Consider the following 13,969-nt stretch of genomic DNA (forward strand, 5'->3'; position numbering starts at 1 on the left):
GCATCCCTGAGACGACGCATCCCCTGCCGGAGCCATGAGGCGCCCGGCAGGGGATGTTCCACGTTCAGAGCTTCCGGAGCAGGACGCTCGAGACCGTGTGGTCCGAGCCCTTGCGCAGCACGAGCGAGGCACGTGAGCGCGTCGGCCGGATGTTCTGGAGCAGGTTCGGCTCGTTGATCGAGTGCCAGATCTCGCGGGAGCGCGCCCGGGCCTCGGCCTCGGTGAGGCTCGCGAAGCGGTGGAAGTACGATCGCGGGTTCGCGAACGCGCCGCGCTGCAGCTTCAGGAAGCGCTCCTCGTACCACCGGGCGATGTCGCTCGTGCGGGCGTCGACGTAGATCGTGAAGTCGAACAGGTCGCTGACCGCCAGGCGATGGCCCGGACCGGGCGGCTGCAGCACGTTCAGGCCCTCGACGATGAGCACGTCGGGTCGGCGCACGGTGATCTGGGCGTCCTTCACGATGTCGTACGCGAGGTGCGAGTAGAACGGTGCGCGCACCTCTGCGGCGCCCGCCTTGACTTCGCTGACGAAGCGGAGCAGCGCCCGGCGGTCGTAGGACTCGGGGAAGCCCTTCCGCGCCATGAGCCCGCGTCGCTCGAGCTCGGCATTGGGGAAGAGGAATCCGTCGGTCGTGATGAGCTCGACGCGGGGCGTGTGCTCCCAGCGTGCGAGCAGCTCGCGCAGCAGCCGGGCGATCGTCGACTTGCCGACGGCCACCGAGCCGGCGACGCCGATGACGAAGGGCGTCGACTCGAAGCGTTCGCGCAGGAACTCGCTCGTGACCTTGTGCAGGGACTTCGTGCCGCCGACGTACAGATTCAGCAGCCGGCTGAGCGGCAGGTAGACCTCGGCGACCTCGCGCGGATCGAGCGGCTCGCCGAGCCCTCGCAGCTGCACGATCTCGGTCTCCCGCAAGGGAGAGGGCATCGACGGCGCGAGCGCGGCCCAGTCGGCGCGATCGAGCTCGATGAAGGGGGAGATCTGCGCCGCGTGCGACGACGGGCTCTGCGGATCGGGCACCGTGCAAGTGTAGCCAGACCGAGCGGAGCCTCGGCGAGCGGGCACCGAGCGGGGCCGACACCCAGCGGAGCGCCAGTAGAATCGCACCCATGTGTGGAATCGTCGGATACGTCGGAGAGCGCAACAGCCTCGACGTCCTTATGGGAGGCCTTCGCCGCCTCGAGTACCGTGGCTACGACTCGGCAGGAGTGGCGATCGTCGATGACGACGGACTCATGGAGACCGCCAAGCGCGCCGGCAAGCTGAAGGTGCTCGCCGACGAACTCGAGGCGAACCCGTTGCACCGCGGCGGCACCGGCATCGGCCACACGCGCTGGGCGACGCACGGCGGCCCGACCGACGGCAACGCGCACCCGCACCTCGGCGACGAGGGCCGACTCGCTCTCATCCACAACGGCATCATCGAGAACTTCTCCGAGCTGAAGGCCGAACTCCTCGCCGAGGGCTACGCGTTCGAGAGCGAGACCGACACCGAGGTCGCCGCGGTGCTCCTCGGCAAGGAGTACCGGTCGACCGGCGACCTCCGCGCGGCATTCCGCAACACCGTGTCGCGCCTCGATGGCGCGTTCACGCTGCTGGCCGTGCACCGTTCGGAGCCCGGCGTCGTCGTCGGCGCCCGTCGCAACTCCCCGCTCGTCATCGGTCTCGGCGACGGCGAGAACTTCCTGGGGTCGGATGTCGCGGCCTTCGTCGAGTACACGAAGCGCGCCCTGGCGATCGGCCAGGACCAGATCGTGGCCATCACCGCGGGCGACGTCGTCGTGACCGACTTCGACGGGGAGCCCGTCGAGGTCGAGCCGTTCGACGTGGCGTGGGACGCCTCAGCCGCCGAGAAGGGCGGCTGGTCGTCGTTCATGCGCAAGGAGGTCTCTGAGCAGCCCGAGGCCGTCGCGAAGACGCTGCTCGGCCGGGTCGTCGACGACCAGGTCGTGATCCCCGAACTCGAGTCGTTCGGCGACGAGGAGCTCCGCGGCATCCGTCGCATCACGGTCATCGCGTGCGGCACCGCCTCGTACGCGGGAATGGTCGCGAAGTACGCGATCGAGCAGTGGGCGCGTGTGCCGGTCGAGATCGAGCTCAGCCACGAGTTCCGCTACCGCGAGCCCGTGCTCGACGACCACACGCTCGTCGTCTCGATCAGCCAGTCGGGCGAGACCATGGACACGCTCATGGCCGTCAAGTACGCCCGTGAGCAGGGTGCGCGCACGATCTCGATCTGCAACACGCAGGGCGCGACGATTCCGCGCGAGTCCGACGCGGTCGTCTACACCCACGCGGGCCCCGAGGTCGCGGTCGCCTCGACGAAGGCGTTCGTCGCGCAGATCGCGGCGCTCTACCTCTTCGGCCTGCACCTCGCGCGCGTGCGCGGCACGCTGTCGGCCGAGGAGATCGCGTTGCAGCTCCACGAGCTGCAGGCGGTGCCCGAGAAGCTCGAACTCGTGCTCGCCGAGTCCGAGAAGGTCGCGCAGCTCGCGCACTGGATGGCCGACACCCGCTCGGTGCTCTTCCTCGGTCGCCACGTGGGCTACCCGATCGCGCTCGAGGGGGCGTTGAAGCTCAAGGAGCTCGCCTACATCCACGCCGAGGGCTTCGCCGCTGGCGAGCTCAAGCACGGCCCGATCGCGCTCATCGAGCCCGGTCAGCCCGTCTTCGTGGTCGTGCCGAGCCCGCGCGGTTCGGCGACCCTGCACCCGAAGGTCGTCTCGAACATCCAGGAGATCCGCGCTCGCGGCGCGCGCGTCATCGCGATCGCCGAGGCCGGCGACGCCGCGGTGCTGCCGTTCGCCGACGAGGTGCTGCGCATCCCGCTCGCGGCGCCGCTCTTCGAGCCGCTGCTCGCGGTCGTGCCGCTGCAGATCTTCGCGATGGAGCTCTCGCAGGCGAAGGGCCTCGACGTCGACCAGCCGCGCAACCTCGCGAAGTCGGTCACGGTCGAGTGAGCGTTCGGGTGCGGGAGATGGCGCCGTGATCGCGGGAATCGGCATCGATGTCGTCGACGTCGCCCGGTTCGAGCGGTCGCTGGCCCGGACTCCCGCACTCCGCGAGCGACTGTTCGCCGAGAGCGAACGCGACCGCCCGGCGCGGTCGCTCGCCGCCCGATTCGCGGCGAAGGAGGCGCTCATCAAGGCGCTCGGCGGCAGCCCCGTGATCAGGTGGCACGACATGCGCGTCGTGCAAGACGAGCACGGCAACCCCGACTTCGAACTGTCGGGCGCGATCGCCGAGCTCACGAGGGGCCTCGGCGTGGATCGCGTGCACCTGACGATGAGCCACGACGCGGGCATCGCGAGCGCCTTCGTCGTGCTCGAGACCGGCATCGGGAGCGCCTCGTGACCACGGCGTCGAATGCGCCCGCGTCGAACCAGGCACCGGATGCCGCGGAGCCGCCGTTCCGCGAGGCCGTCGTCGACCTCGATGCCGTGCGCGAGAACATCCGAACGCTCGCGGCGGCGGTCGCCCCGGCGCGCACGATGGCCGTGGTCAAGGCGAACGCCTACGGGCACGGCGCCGTGCCGGTCGCTCGGGCGGCGCTCGCGGGCGGAGCCGAATGGCTCGGTGTCGCCGACATCGTCGAGGCCCACGCGCTTCGCGACGCCGGCATCGACGCGCCGCTCCTCGCCTGGCTGCACGACCCGGGTGCCGACTTCGGGCCCGCGATCGCTCGCGACATCGATCTCGGCGTCTCCTCGCGCGGCCAGCTCGAGGCCATCGCGGATGCCGCGGCATCCGTGGGCCGAACCGCCCTCGTGCACCTGAAGCTCGACACGGGGCTCAGTCGCAGTGGGGTCGCCCCCGAGGCCTGGGCCGATGCGGTCGCTCGTGCGGCCGAGCTCGAGACGGCGGGCCGTGTCCGCGTCCGCGGGCTCTTCAGCCATCTCGCGAATACCTCGCCCGACGACGATGCCGCGCAGCTCGCGGCATTCGAACGCGGCGTCGAGCAGGCCGCGGCGGCCGGACTCCGACCCGAGGTGCGCCATCTCGCCTCCACGGCGGGCGCCCTGCGCCTGCCGGCCACGCGATTCGATCTCGTGCGCATCGGCATCGGCGCCTACGGCATCCCGCCCTTCGGCGACGGCACGACCGCGGCAGACCTCGGCCTCCGCCCCGCGATGACGCTGCGCGGCCGGGTCGCCGCCGTGCGGCGCATCGAACCCGGCACGGGCGTCTCCTACGGCCACACGTGGCGCGCCGACCGCCCGACGAACCTCGCCCTCGTGCCGCTCGGGTACGCCGACGGCATCCCGCGGCAAGCCTCGGGTCGCGGCGAGGTGTGGATCGCGGGGGCCAGGCGCCCGGTCGTCGGCCGCATCGCCATGGACCAGTTCGTCGTGGACGTCGGCGACGACCACGTCGAGGCGGGTGACGAGGTCGTGCTGTTCGGCGACCCGCTCACCGGCGCGCCCTCGGCTGATGACTGGGGCGTCGCCGCCGACACGATCGGCTACGAGATCGTCACCCGCATCGGCCTGCGCGTGCCGCGGCGCTACCTCGGCGGCGCATGATGCGCTTCGAGGCGCCCGACACCGAGGCCATGGAGGCGTTCGGACGCGAGCTCGGCGCGCAGCTGCGCGCGGGTGACGTCGTCGTGCTCACGGGTCCGCTCGGCGCGGGCAAGACGACCCTCACGCGGGGCATCGGTGCGGGCCTCGGCATTCGCGGGCCGGTGCAGAGCCCGACCTTCGTGCTCGCCCGCACGCACCCGAACCTCGTCGGCGGAGCACCGCTCGTGCACGTGGACGCGTACCGGCTCGGCAGTGCGGCGCTGCTCGACGACCTCGACCTCGACTTCGATCGCTCGGTCGTCGTGGTGGAGTGGGGCGCGGGACTCGTCGAGGACGTCACGGACTCGTGGCTCGAGATCGTCATCGAGCGGCCGACCGGTGCGAGCGCCGTCGTCGATCCGTCGGCGGATGCCGCGGGCGGCGAGCCGATCGGCGCTGACGCGGTGCCCGGCGCCGATGAGGCACTCGACGCCGACGAGCCGCGCGTCGTCACGGTGACCGGGCACGGCCCGCGGTGGGCGCGCACCCCGTACGCCGCGCGCGCGTAGGCTTGAGAACATGCTTCTCGCGATCGACACCTCGACGGGCACGAGTGTCGCCGTCGTCGATCGCGACCGGGCGACGGGCGAGCTGCGCTGCCTCGCAGAAACCGGCACCGACGACACCATGCGGCACGCCGAGGTGATCGGCGGCTTCATCAGGGACGCCCTCGCGGAGTCGGGCATCGATCGCCGCGAACTGTCGGGCGTCGCGGCGGGCATGGGGCCGGGGCCGTTCACCGGGCTCCGCGTCGGCATCGCGGCCGCGCACGCCTTCGCCCTCGGCCTCGACCGGACGTTCGTGCCGGTCGTCAGCCACGACGCGATCGCCTGGAGCCGCTACACCGCCGGCGACGCGGGGCCGCTGCAGGTGGTCACCGATGCGAGGCGCCGAGAGTTCGCCGTCTCCGACTACGACGGCCTCGATGGCGACGGGCTGCCCGTGCGGGTCGGTGGCCCTGGGCTCGTTCCGCGAGACGACGTGCCGGCGGCGCGCGGCATCCGCTTCGACGGGGCGTCCGTCTCGGCGGCCGCGATCGGCATGCTCGCCGAACTCGCCTTCGCCGTGGGGCGACTGCCCCTCGCGGCCGATGCACCGGTCTACCTGCGCGCGCCCGACGTGACGCCCTCGGCGGGCAAGAAGGTGCTGCGATGAGCGTGTTCATGCGGCGCGCGAAGGTCGCCGACCTCGACCGCATCATGGTGCTCGAGCGCGAGACCTTCGAGGCCGACGCCTGGCCCGAAGACGCGATGCGCCGCGAGCTCGAGAGCCCGCACGCCTTCTACCTCATCGCGATCGACGACGAGGCCGACGACGAGTCGGACGGCGAGGCGGCCGGCCTGCTCGGCTACGCCGGACTCCTCGCGCCCAAGGGCGGCGGGCAGGGCGACATCCAGACGATCGCGGTCGCCCCGGCGATCCGCGGCATCGGCCTCGGGCGCGGCCTCATGCACGCGCTCATCACCGAGGCGCGCCGCCGGCACGTCGCCGAGATCTTCCTCGAGGTGCGCGCCGACAACCCCATCGCCCGCGCGCTCTACGAGTCTCTCGGCTTCGAGGAGATCGGCCTCCGCCGCCGCTACTACCGCGGCGGCGTCGACGCCGTGCACATGCGGCTGACGGTGCCGCCCGCCGTGACCCGGCCGGCAGAGGCCGACGCGACGGAGGCGAAGCGATGAACCGCGAGGCCCCCCTCATCCTCGGCATCGAGACCTCGTGCGACGAGACCGGTGTCGGCATCGTCCGCGGCACGACCCTGCTCGCCAATACGATCGCGTCCTCGATGGACGAGCACGCACGCTACGGCGGCATCGTGCCCGAGGTCGCGGCGCGCGCCCACCTCGAGGCGCTCGGGCCGACGATTCGCGCGGCGCTCGCCGAGGCATCCGTCACGCTCGACGATCTCGACGCCGTCGCGGTCACGAGCGGCCCGGGCCTCGCGGGCGCGCTCATGGTCGGCGTCGGCGCCGCCAAGGCGCTCGCGATCGCGCTCGACGTGCCGATCTACGCGGTGAACCACCTCGTCGGCCACGTCGGTGCCGACCTGCTCGACACCGCGGCGCCGCTCGAGACGCCGACGGTCGCGCTGCTCGTCTCGGGCGGTCACACCTCGCTGCTGCTCGTGCGCGATCTCGTGTCCGACGTCGAACTGCTCGGTGAGACGATCGACGACGCGGCCGGCGAGGCGTTCGACAAGGTCGCCCGCCTCCTCGGCCTGCGCTACCCGGGAGGTCCCGAGATCGACCGGGCGGCGATCGGCGGCGATCCGCGTGCCATCCGCTTCCCGCGCGGGCTCACGCAGCCGAAAGACCTCGCCGCGCACCGCTACGACTTCAGCTTCTCCGGGCTGAAGACGGCCGTGGCCCGCTGGGTCGAGCAGCGCGAGGCGGCCGGTGAGCCGGTGCCGCTCGCCGACGTCGCCGCGAGTTTTCGCGAGGCCGTCGTCGACGTGCTCGTCTCGAAGGCGATCGCTGCGTGCACCGACCTCGGCGTTCCGCGCCTCCTGCTCGGCGGAGGTGTCGTCGCCAACGCGCGACTCCGCGAAGTGGCGATCGAGCGAGCGGATGCCGCGGGTATCGCGCTGCGCATTCCGCCGCTGTCGCTCTGCACCGACAACGGCGCGATGATCGCGGCACTCGGTGCGCAGCTCGTGATGGCGGGGCATCCGCCGTCGACGCTCGACTTCGGCGCGGATTCGACCCTGCCGGCGACGGAGATCCAGATGGCGGTCGCATAAGCCCGTGCCGGCCGGAGTCCGTGCACCGGCGGGCGCGGCGCGATAGTGTGAGCGGGAGACCGGATGTCGCCGTCGCTGACGGTGCCCGGAAGCGCCTGCCGCCGTGGCGGGAACGCGATCGACCGCATCGAGGGGAACCCGCACGTGACCGACCCGAACCTTTCCGAACAGCCCGCCGTGCCGCCGGTTCCCCCGGCCCCGCCGGCTGCGACCGAGGTTCCGGCTGCTCCGGCTGCTCCGGCAGCGCCGACGTACGGTGCGGTGCAGCCGCCCGCAGCTCCGGCCTACGGCCAGCCCGCGGCACCCGCATACGGCCAGGCGGCACCCGCGTACGGTCAGCCCGCGCCGGCGTACGGCCAGCCCGCGTACGGCCAGCCGGCCTACGGCCAGGCCCCGGCGAAGACCAACGTGCTCGCGATTATCTCGCTCGTGTCGGCGTTCTTCGTCTCCCTCGCTGCGGTCATCACCGGCCACATCGCGCTCAACCAGATCAAGAAGACCGGCGAGCAGGGCCGCGGCCTCGCGATCGCGGGCCTCATCATCGGGTACGTCGGCCTCGTCGCCGGCCTCATCTGGATCATCGCCGTCATCGCGATCCTCGTCGCCGGTGCTGCCGCCAGCGCCTCGTACTCCGGCACGTACTGAGCACCCGAACCCCAACCTCCGAACGACCACGAAGAAGGGCGGAATGCCATGAGTGATCCGAAGAACCCCGACGTCCCCGAGCTCCCCGACGAGCCCGTGACGCCGAGCGTGCCCGAACCCGAGGTGCCGAGCGTTCCCGAGCCCGAGGTGCCGAGCGCACCCGAGCCGGTCGTTCCCGTCGATGCGGCTGCCGCGGCATCAACGCCCGACGTGCCAGAGGTTCCGTCGGCGCCCGAACCTCCGTCGGCGCCCGAGCCGCCGACTCCGCCCGCCCCGCCGGCGCCGCCGGCCGCACCGAGCTACGGCGCGTCCACGCCCCCGGCTCCGCCCGCTCCGCCCGTCTACGGTGGTCCGGCGCAGTCCGATTCCGGGGCTCCGGCGGCTCCGTACGGCGCTCCGGCTGCAGGGTACGGCTCTCCGGCACAGCCCGCCTACGGCGGCGCGTATGCTCCGGCCGCTCCGTCGAAGCCCACTCCGGTGCTCAGCCTGATCTCGCTCATCGCCGGCATCGTGGGTCTGCTCGGCTTCTTCGTCGTCTTCATGCCGTTCGTCGGCGGCATCCTGCAGCTCTTCATTCCGGCTGCGGCCGTCGTGCTCGGCTTCCTGGGCAAGAAGAAGGAGCCCGCCGCCAAGGGCATGTGGCTGACGGGCATCATCCTCGGCTTCGTCGGCATCGGCATCGCATTGCTGTCGCTCGTGCTGTGGGGCGTGTTCTTCGCCAGCTACGGCGACTACTACTACTGAGGAGCATCCGATGACCGCGCGTGAGGGGGCGTCGCCCGACGGTGATGCCCCCGACCGCACGCCGGAGCGCGGCGAAGCTGCGGCCTCGTCGCAGACGCCGGTCCCACGGCCCGCGGCGCCGGCCGATCCGTTCGCGCAGCCCGCCGCGCCGTCGACGGCCGCGGCGCCGGCCGACCCGCTCGCGCCCTTCCAGCCCGCCGAGCCGACCTTCCGCGCCGACCCGGCGGTGCGCGAGTTCGACGTGCCGTTCGACACGGGGCAGCTGCAGTCGATCTCGACGGGGCAACTCCTCATCGTGCACCGGCCTGGGCTCGACACGGTCGAGGAGGCCGAGGAGGAGACGCAGCGGCGGGTGTACAGCTGGGTGGCCGCCGTGGTCGGCATCATCGGCGCAGCGGCATCCCTCTTCGTCGGCTGGATGCTGCCGCTGTCGATCGCGGCCATCGTCTTCGGCGTGCTCGGGCTGCGCCGTGAGGAGCACGGTCGCACCCTGGCCTTCGTCGGCATCGGCACGGGCCTCGCCGGCCTCGTCTTCTCTGCGGTGTGGATCGGGTACTACGCGATCGTCTTCGGCGCGCTTCCGACCTGACCCGCCGGCGTCAGAGCCGCTCGACGAGCAGGGCGACGTGCCGGCCGGCTTCCCGGGTCAGCACGATGGTCGCGGATGCCGCGCCCTTCAGCTTCAGCCTCGTGCGCAGCTGCGCCGGGTCGACGTCGATGCCGCGCTTCTTGATCTCGAGCGTGCCGATGCCGCGAGCGGCGAGGGCCTGGCGCAACTGCCGTTCGTCGGCGGGCAGGCGCTCGATCACCCGGAAGCCTCGTGCGAACGGCGAGTCGAACGCCGTGTCGGACGTGAGGTACGCGATGCCGGAGCTCAGCATCCAGGCGCCGTTCGCGCGCGCCAGATCGCCGATCAGCCGAGCGCGGATCACCGCGCCGTCGGGCTCGTAGAGGTACTCGCCGAGCGGGCCGACCGGGGCGTCTTCGCTGTCGCCGTCGGCCGTGAGCTCCTGTGCGGCGTCGCCGCGGATCACGAGCGCCGCCCGGCGGATGCCCGGTCGGGCGACCGAGCCGAACCACACGCCGAGCTCCACGAGGTCGCCGTCGACGGAGACCCACTGCGCCTCCGCGTCCGGCGGGATCACGTCGCGGTCGGTACCCGGGCCGAGCTTCACGCCGACGGGCATGCGCTCGCCGAGCCCGAAGGCGAAGTCGAGCGAGGGGGAGTACGCCGAGGCATCCGCGATTCTCGTCGTCGTGCCACCCGCGGTGGTGCGCCTGGCCGGGTCGAGCCAGGCGCCGTCGATGCCGCCGAGCGCGACGTTCTCAGCCTGTTCGTGCAGCACCCGCACGTGGGAGAACGGCGTGAGGTTGTAGGCGGCGATCGCGGCGGTGACCTCGTCGGCGTCTGCGGCGGTGACCTCGAGGTCGATCGCGGCCATCGCGAGGGCGTCGCCGCCGATGCCGCAGCCGAGGTCGGCGACGTGGCGCACGCCGGCCCGTGAGAACCGCCCGGCATGCAGAGCCGCGACCTTCAGGCGAGTGGCCTGCTCGAGCCCGGCCTCGGTGAACAGCATGCGCGAGGCGAACGGGCCGAACTTGGCCTCGGCCTTCGCGCGGAGCTTCGCCTGGCTGAGCACGGCGGCGACGAGGGTCGGCGGGTGCCCCTGCTTGCGGAGGTCTGCGACGGTCTTGACGATGTCGGCCTTCGAGTCCCAATCGGGCAGCCCGTCGAGCAGCGTGAGGCCCTCGGGCGAGAGCAGTTCGACGAGTTCGGCGCGTTCCACTCGGCAACGCTAGCACCGCAGGCCGGGCGGTCGGCCGCGGCGGATGCCGCCCCGTCGATGCCCGCTGGCACTCACGTTGCACGAGTGCCAAATCGCGCCTAGACTCGCCTTAGCACTCTCGCTCTGAGGCTGCTAACGAAGTCTTCGCAAGACAGTTTTCTTCACAGAGAGAAGGGAAAACCGTGTCGGTTTCCATCAAGCCGCTCGAGGATCGCATCGTGATCAAGCAGGTCGAGGCCGAGCAGACCACCGCATCCGGTCTGGTCATCCCCGACACCGCCAAGGAGAAGCCCCAGGAGGGCGAGGTCGTGGCAGTGGGCCCCGGCCGCATCGATGACAACGGCAACCGCGTCCCGCTCGACGTCGCAGTCGGCGACAAGGTGATCTACTCGAAGTACGGCGGCACCGAGGTCAAGTTCGGCGGCGAGGACCTCCTCGTCCTGTCGGCTCGCGACGTGCTCGCAGTCGTCGTCCGCTAAGCGCGGCACGAACGATCCGAGGCCCGGACACCCGATGGGTGTCCGGGCCTCGTCGCGTCCAGGGCAGCGGATGCCGCGGCATCCGCCGCCCTGGAGCGGTCGACGCCGGTGCGCGGGCGTAGTCTGTGCAGGTGTCATCCCGCTCCGAGACCCAGGTTCCCGATCCCGCGAGTCCCTCGGCGGGTGTGAGCCGCTCGGGGCTCGCCTACGCGATCGCCGCGTACGGGCTCTGGGGCTTCCTGCCGATCTACTTCATCGCGCTCGCACCGTCCGGTCCGGTCGAGATCGTCGCATGGCGGGTGCTCTTCTCGCTCGTCTTCTGCGCGCTGCTCATCCTCGTGACGCGGGCCTGGCGTGCGCTCGCCGCGCTCTTCCGAGATCGCCGCATCGTGCTCACGATGGGCCTCGCGGGCGTGCTGATCTTCATCAACTGGCAGACGTACGTCTTCGCGGCGACGACGAACCAGGTCGTCGAGGCGGCCCTCGGCTACTTCATCAATCCCATCGTCACGGTCTTCCTCGGCGTGTTCGTGCAGCGCGAGCGGCTGAACCCGACGCAGTGGACCGCGGTCGGCATCTCGATCGTCGCCGTGATCGTGCTCGCCCTCGGCTACGGCCAGCTGCCCTGGATCGCGCTCGTGCTGGCGTTCTCCTTCGGCTTCTACGGCCTCATCAAGAAGCGCGTCGGTCCGAAGGTCGACGCCGTCTCGGGCCTGACGCTCGAGACGGTCTGGCTCGCGCCGCTCGCCGTCGTGCAGCTGGTCTTCGTCGCCATGACGACGGGGCTCACGATCGGCACGGTGAGCGTGTGGCACACGGTGCTGATGGTCGGGCTCGGCGCGGTCACCGCGGTGCCGCTCCTGCTCTTCGCCGCGGCGTCCCGCCGACTGCCGCTCATCTTCATGGGCTTCATCCAGTACTTCGCGCCGTTCATCCAGTTCCTCGTCGGCGTGTTCATCCTGCAGGAGCCCATGCCGCCCGAGCGCTGGGTCGGCTTCGCGCTCGTCTGGCTCGCTCTCGTGGTGCTGACGGTCGACCTGATCCGCGGCGTGCACGCCTCGCGCAGGGTCATCGCCGAGCCGGCGTGAGGCCCGTCGGGGGCGCCCTCCGGCGCCCCCAGGACCTGCGGGGGGCCGACTGAGGCCGGATGCGCGATCTCGGCGCGAAAGCCCGCCTTCGCGCCGATTCCGTGCGTCGGACCCGGCCGAGGTGTCGGCAGGGTAACGATTGGCGCGGTGTTACACGGTTGTGACCGCAGCCGTCTTGTTTCCGCCATGAGCGCGGAATACTGTCAGACAACGGCGTCACCATGGCGCTGCATTGTGTACCAATTTCCTTCAGTCCCAAGGAGCAACATGAGCGTATTCGCGAAGGCCACGGCCAAGCGTTCGGCTCGCGCAGCCTGGACGGGTCTCGCCATTGCCGGCGTCAGCACCCTCCTCCTCACTGCGTGCGCGTCGGGCGGCACGCCGTCGACCGAGACGGAAGAGCCGGGCGAAGACACCGCCGGCGACGCCCTGCCCATCGAGGCCGGTGAACGTGCGCTGGATCTCAAGATCGGCACGATCCTTCCCCAGAGCGGCACGCTCGCGTTCCTCGGCCCGCCCGAGGAGGCCGGCGTCGCACTCGGCGCCGAAGAGGTCAACGAGGCCGCAGCAGGCCTGAACCTCGAGGTCGTCTACCGCGACTCGGGTGACACCACGACCGACATCGCCACCGTCTCCGTGACCGACCTGCTCTCGCAGGACGTCTCGGCGATCGTCGGTGCCGCATCGTCGGGCGTCTCCTTCACCGTGATCGACCAGATCACCTCGGCGGGAGTCGTGCAGTTCTCCCCGGCGAACACCTCGCCCGACTTCACCGAGTACGAAGACGCCGGTCTGTACTTCCGCACGGCACCCTCCGACCTCCTGCAGGGCGAGGTGCTCGGCACGCAGATCGCCGACGACGGCAACTCGACGCTCGGCCTGCTCGTGCTGAACGACCCCTACGGCACCGGCCTCGCGGCCGCGCTGACGGAGTCGTTCGAAGCAGCAGGCGGCGAAGTCGTCGCAGAAGAGCTCTTCAACACGGGTGACTCGAACTTCGACGCGCAGCTCTCGGCCATCTCGGCCTCGAACCCCGACGCCGTCGCAGTTATCACGTTCGACGAGGCGAAGGTCGTCGTGCCTGCGCTCGTCGGCTCGGGTTACCCCGGCGACCAGCTCTACTTCGTCGACGGCAACCTGTCCGACTACAGCGCGGACTTCGCGCCCGGCCTCATCGCCGGCTCCAAGGGCACGCTGCCCGGCCCGAAGCTCGAAGACGACTTCCGCGATCGACTGCTCGCAATCGACCCCGAGCTCGCCGACTTCAGCTACGGCCCCGAGTCGTACGACTCGACGATCCTCATCGCCCTCGCGGCGTACGCGGCGAACAGCACCGAAGGTGCCGACATCGCCAAGTACCTGCGTCAGGTGTCGGGCGGCTCCGGCGACGGCGAGAAGGTCACGACCTTCGCCGACGGCGCTGCGCTGCTCGCCGAGGGCAAGCAGATCGACTTCGACGGTGCTTCCGGTCCCATCACGCTCGACGAGCACGGTGACCCGACCGAGGCGACCATCGGCGTCTACGAGTACGGCGACGACAACACCTACACCCGCATCAACTAGTACGGGTCGTCGATGAGCGGGTCCCGGCTTCGGCCGGGGCCCGCTTTCGTGCGCCCGGGTGTCGCGTCATCGCTCGGGCGCGGATTCGTTCGCCCGCGTCGCTGCCGACGCTGAGTCGCAGGATCATGCGGGCGACACACCGATGCACTGGCGGCGTGCCGCTCGGATGATCCTGCGACTCAGTGTTCAGCCGCGCAGCCGTGGGTTGCAGGGCTCAGGGGGAGCAGGGGGAAGGGCGCAGTGCCGCGGCGCCTCAGCGCCTCAGGGTGGCTGCAGCGCCGCTTAGGGCCCGGGCAGCGGATCAGGCCCGGGAGATCCGCAGCAAGCCGATGACGGCCGCAGACGCCGCAGCCGGCCGCAGTC

15 protein-coding genes are annotated in these 13,969 nt (G+C 71.2%); 13 read left to right on the forward strand and 2 right to left on the reverse strand.

Annotated elements, in window-relative coordinates:
* Positions 1-64 precede the first annotated feature (64 nt).
* Positions 65-1,021: a type I pantothenate kinase gene (gene coaA, locus VPH61_RS06290; protein ID WP_332062652.1), complete on the reverse strand. Its 957-nt coding sequence runs from the start codon at positions 1,019-1,021 to the stop codon at positions 65-67.
* An 89-nt stretch (positions 1,022-1,110) separates the two neighbouring features.
* Between coaA and glmS the strand changes: the two genes are divergently transcribed.
* The 10 genes from glmS to VPH61_RS06340 all read left to right on the forward strand — a co-directional run bounded on the left by glmS (position 1,111) and on the right by VPH61_RS06340 (position 9,278).
* The gene (glmS, locus tag VPH61_RS06295) at positions 1,111-2,961 is read left to right on the forward strand and encodes a glutamine--fructose-6-phosphate transaminase (isomerizing) (RefSeq protein ID WP_332062653.1); all 1,851 of its coding nucleotides are present in this window, start codon (positions 1,111-1,113) and stop codon (positions 2,959-2,961) included.
* A 25-nt stretch (positions 2,962-2,986) separates the two neighbouring features.
* Positions 2,987-3,355 carry a holo-ACP synthase gene (locus tag VPH61_RS06300; RefSeq protein WP_332062654.1) on the forward strand — a complete coding sequence of 123 codons (369 nt, stop codon included), beginning with the start codon at positions 2,987-2,989 and terminating at the stop codon, positions 3,353-3,355.
* The gene (gene alr, locus VPH61_RS06305; RefSeq protein WP_332062655.1) at positions 3,352-4,524 is read left to right on the forward strand and encodes an alanine racemase; all 1,173 of its coding nucleotides are present in this window, start codon (positions 3,352-3,354) and stop codon (positions 4,522-4,524) included. The genes VPH61_RS06300 and alr overlap by 4 nt, the downstream gene beginning before the upstream one ends.
* Entirely contained in the window at positions 4,521-5,072 is a 552-nt protein-coding gene (gene tsaE / locus VPH61_RS06310) for a tRNA (adenosine(37)-N6)-threonylcarbamoyltransferase complex ATPase subunit type 1 TsaE (RefSeq protein ID WP_332062656.1), read from the forward strand. The genes alr and tsaE overlap by 4 nt, the downstream gene beginning before the upstream one ends.
* 10 nt (positions 5,073-5,082) lie before the next feature.
* Complete coding sequence (gene tsaB, locus VPH61_RS06315; protein WP_332062657.1) at positions 5,083-5,718, forward strand: tRNA (adenosine(37)-N6)-threonylcarbamoyltransferase complex dimerization subunit type 1 TsaB; 636 nt, start codon at positions 5,083-5,085, stop codon at positions 5,716-5,718.
* The gene (rimI, locus tag VPH61_RS06320) at positions 5,715-6,242 is read left to right on the forward strand and encodes a ribosomal protein S18-alanine N-acetyltransferase (protein ID WP_332062658.1); all 528 of its coding nucleotides are present in this window, start codon (positions 5,715-5,717) and stop codon (positions 6,240-6,242) included. Before tsaB ends, rimI begins: the two co-directional genes overlap by 4 nt.
* Positions 6,239-7,300: a tRNA (adenosine(37)-N6)-threonylcarbamoyltransferase complex transferase subunit TsaD gene (gene tsaD, locus VPH61_RS06325; protein ID WP_332062659.1), complete on the forward strand. Its 1,062-nt coding sequence runs from the start codon at positions 6,239-6,241 to the stop codon at positions 7,298-7,300. The genes rimI and tsaD overlap by 4 nt, the downstream gene beginning before the upstream one ends.
* A gap of 144 nt (positions 7,301-7,444) precedes the next feature.
* Entirely contained in the window at positions 7,445-7,945 is a 501-nt protein-coding gene (locus tag VPH61_RS06330) for a DUF4190 domain-containing protein (RefSeq protein ID WP_332062660.1), read from the forward strand.
* 48 nt (positions 7,946-7,993) lie between these two features.
* Entirely contained in the window at positions 7,994-8,689 is a 696-nt protein-coding gene (locus VPH61_RS06335; RefSeq protein ID WP_332062661.1) for a DUF4190 domain-containing protein, read from the forward strand.
* A 10-nt stretch (positions 8,690-8,699) separates the two neighbouring features.
* Positions 8,700-9,278, forward strand: coding sequence for a DUF4190 domain-containing protein (locus VPH61_RS06340; protein ID WP_332062662.1), 579 nt, complete (start codon positions 8,700-8,702; stop codon positions 9,276-9,278).
* Between the two features lie 10 nt (positions 9,279-9,288).
* Here VPH61_RS06340 and VPH61_RS06345 read toward each other — a convergent pair whose 3' ends face one another.
* Positions 9,289-10,476, reverse strand: coding sequence for a class I SAM-dependent methyltransferase (locus tag VPH61_RS06345; protein ID WP_332062663.1), 1,188 nt, complete (start codon positions 10,474-10,476; stop codon positions 9,289-9,291).
* A gap of 182 nt (positions 10,477-10,658) precedes the next feature.
* Between VPH61_RS06345 and groES the strand changes: the two genes are divergently transcribed.
* From groES to VPH61_RS06360, 3 genes are all read left to right on the forward strand, one after another.
* A complete protein-coding gene (gene groES, locus VPH61_RS06350; RefSeq protein WP_056010764.1) occupies positions 10,659-10,955 on the forward strand; it encodes a co-chaperone GroES in 297 nt (98 codons plus the stop codon).
* Between the two features lie 131 nt (positions 10,956-11,086).
* Positions 11,087-12,043: an EamA family transporter RarD gene (gene rarD, locus VPH61_RS06355; protein WP_332062664.1), complete on the forward strand. Its 957-nt coding sequence runs from the start codon at positions 11,087-11,089 to the stop codon at positions 12,041-12,043.
* A 267-nt stretch (positions 12,044-12,310) separates the two neighbouring features.
* Positions 12,311-13,606, forward strand: coding sequence for an ABC transporter substrate-binding protein (locus tag VPH61_RS06360; RefSeq protein ID WP_332062665.1), 1,296 nt, complete (start codon positions 12,311-12,313; stop codon positions 13,604-13,606).
* Positions 13,607-13,969: the final 363 nt, after the last annotated feature.

The sequence above is a fragment of the Agromyces sp. CCNWLW203 genome, assembly GCF_036576125.1.
Taxonomy (GTDB): domain Bacteria; phylum Actinomycetota; class Actinomycetes; order Actinomycetales; family Microbacteriaceae; genus Agromyces.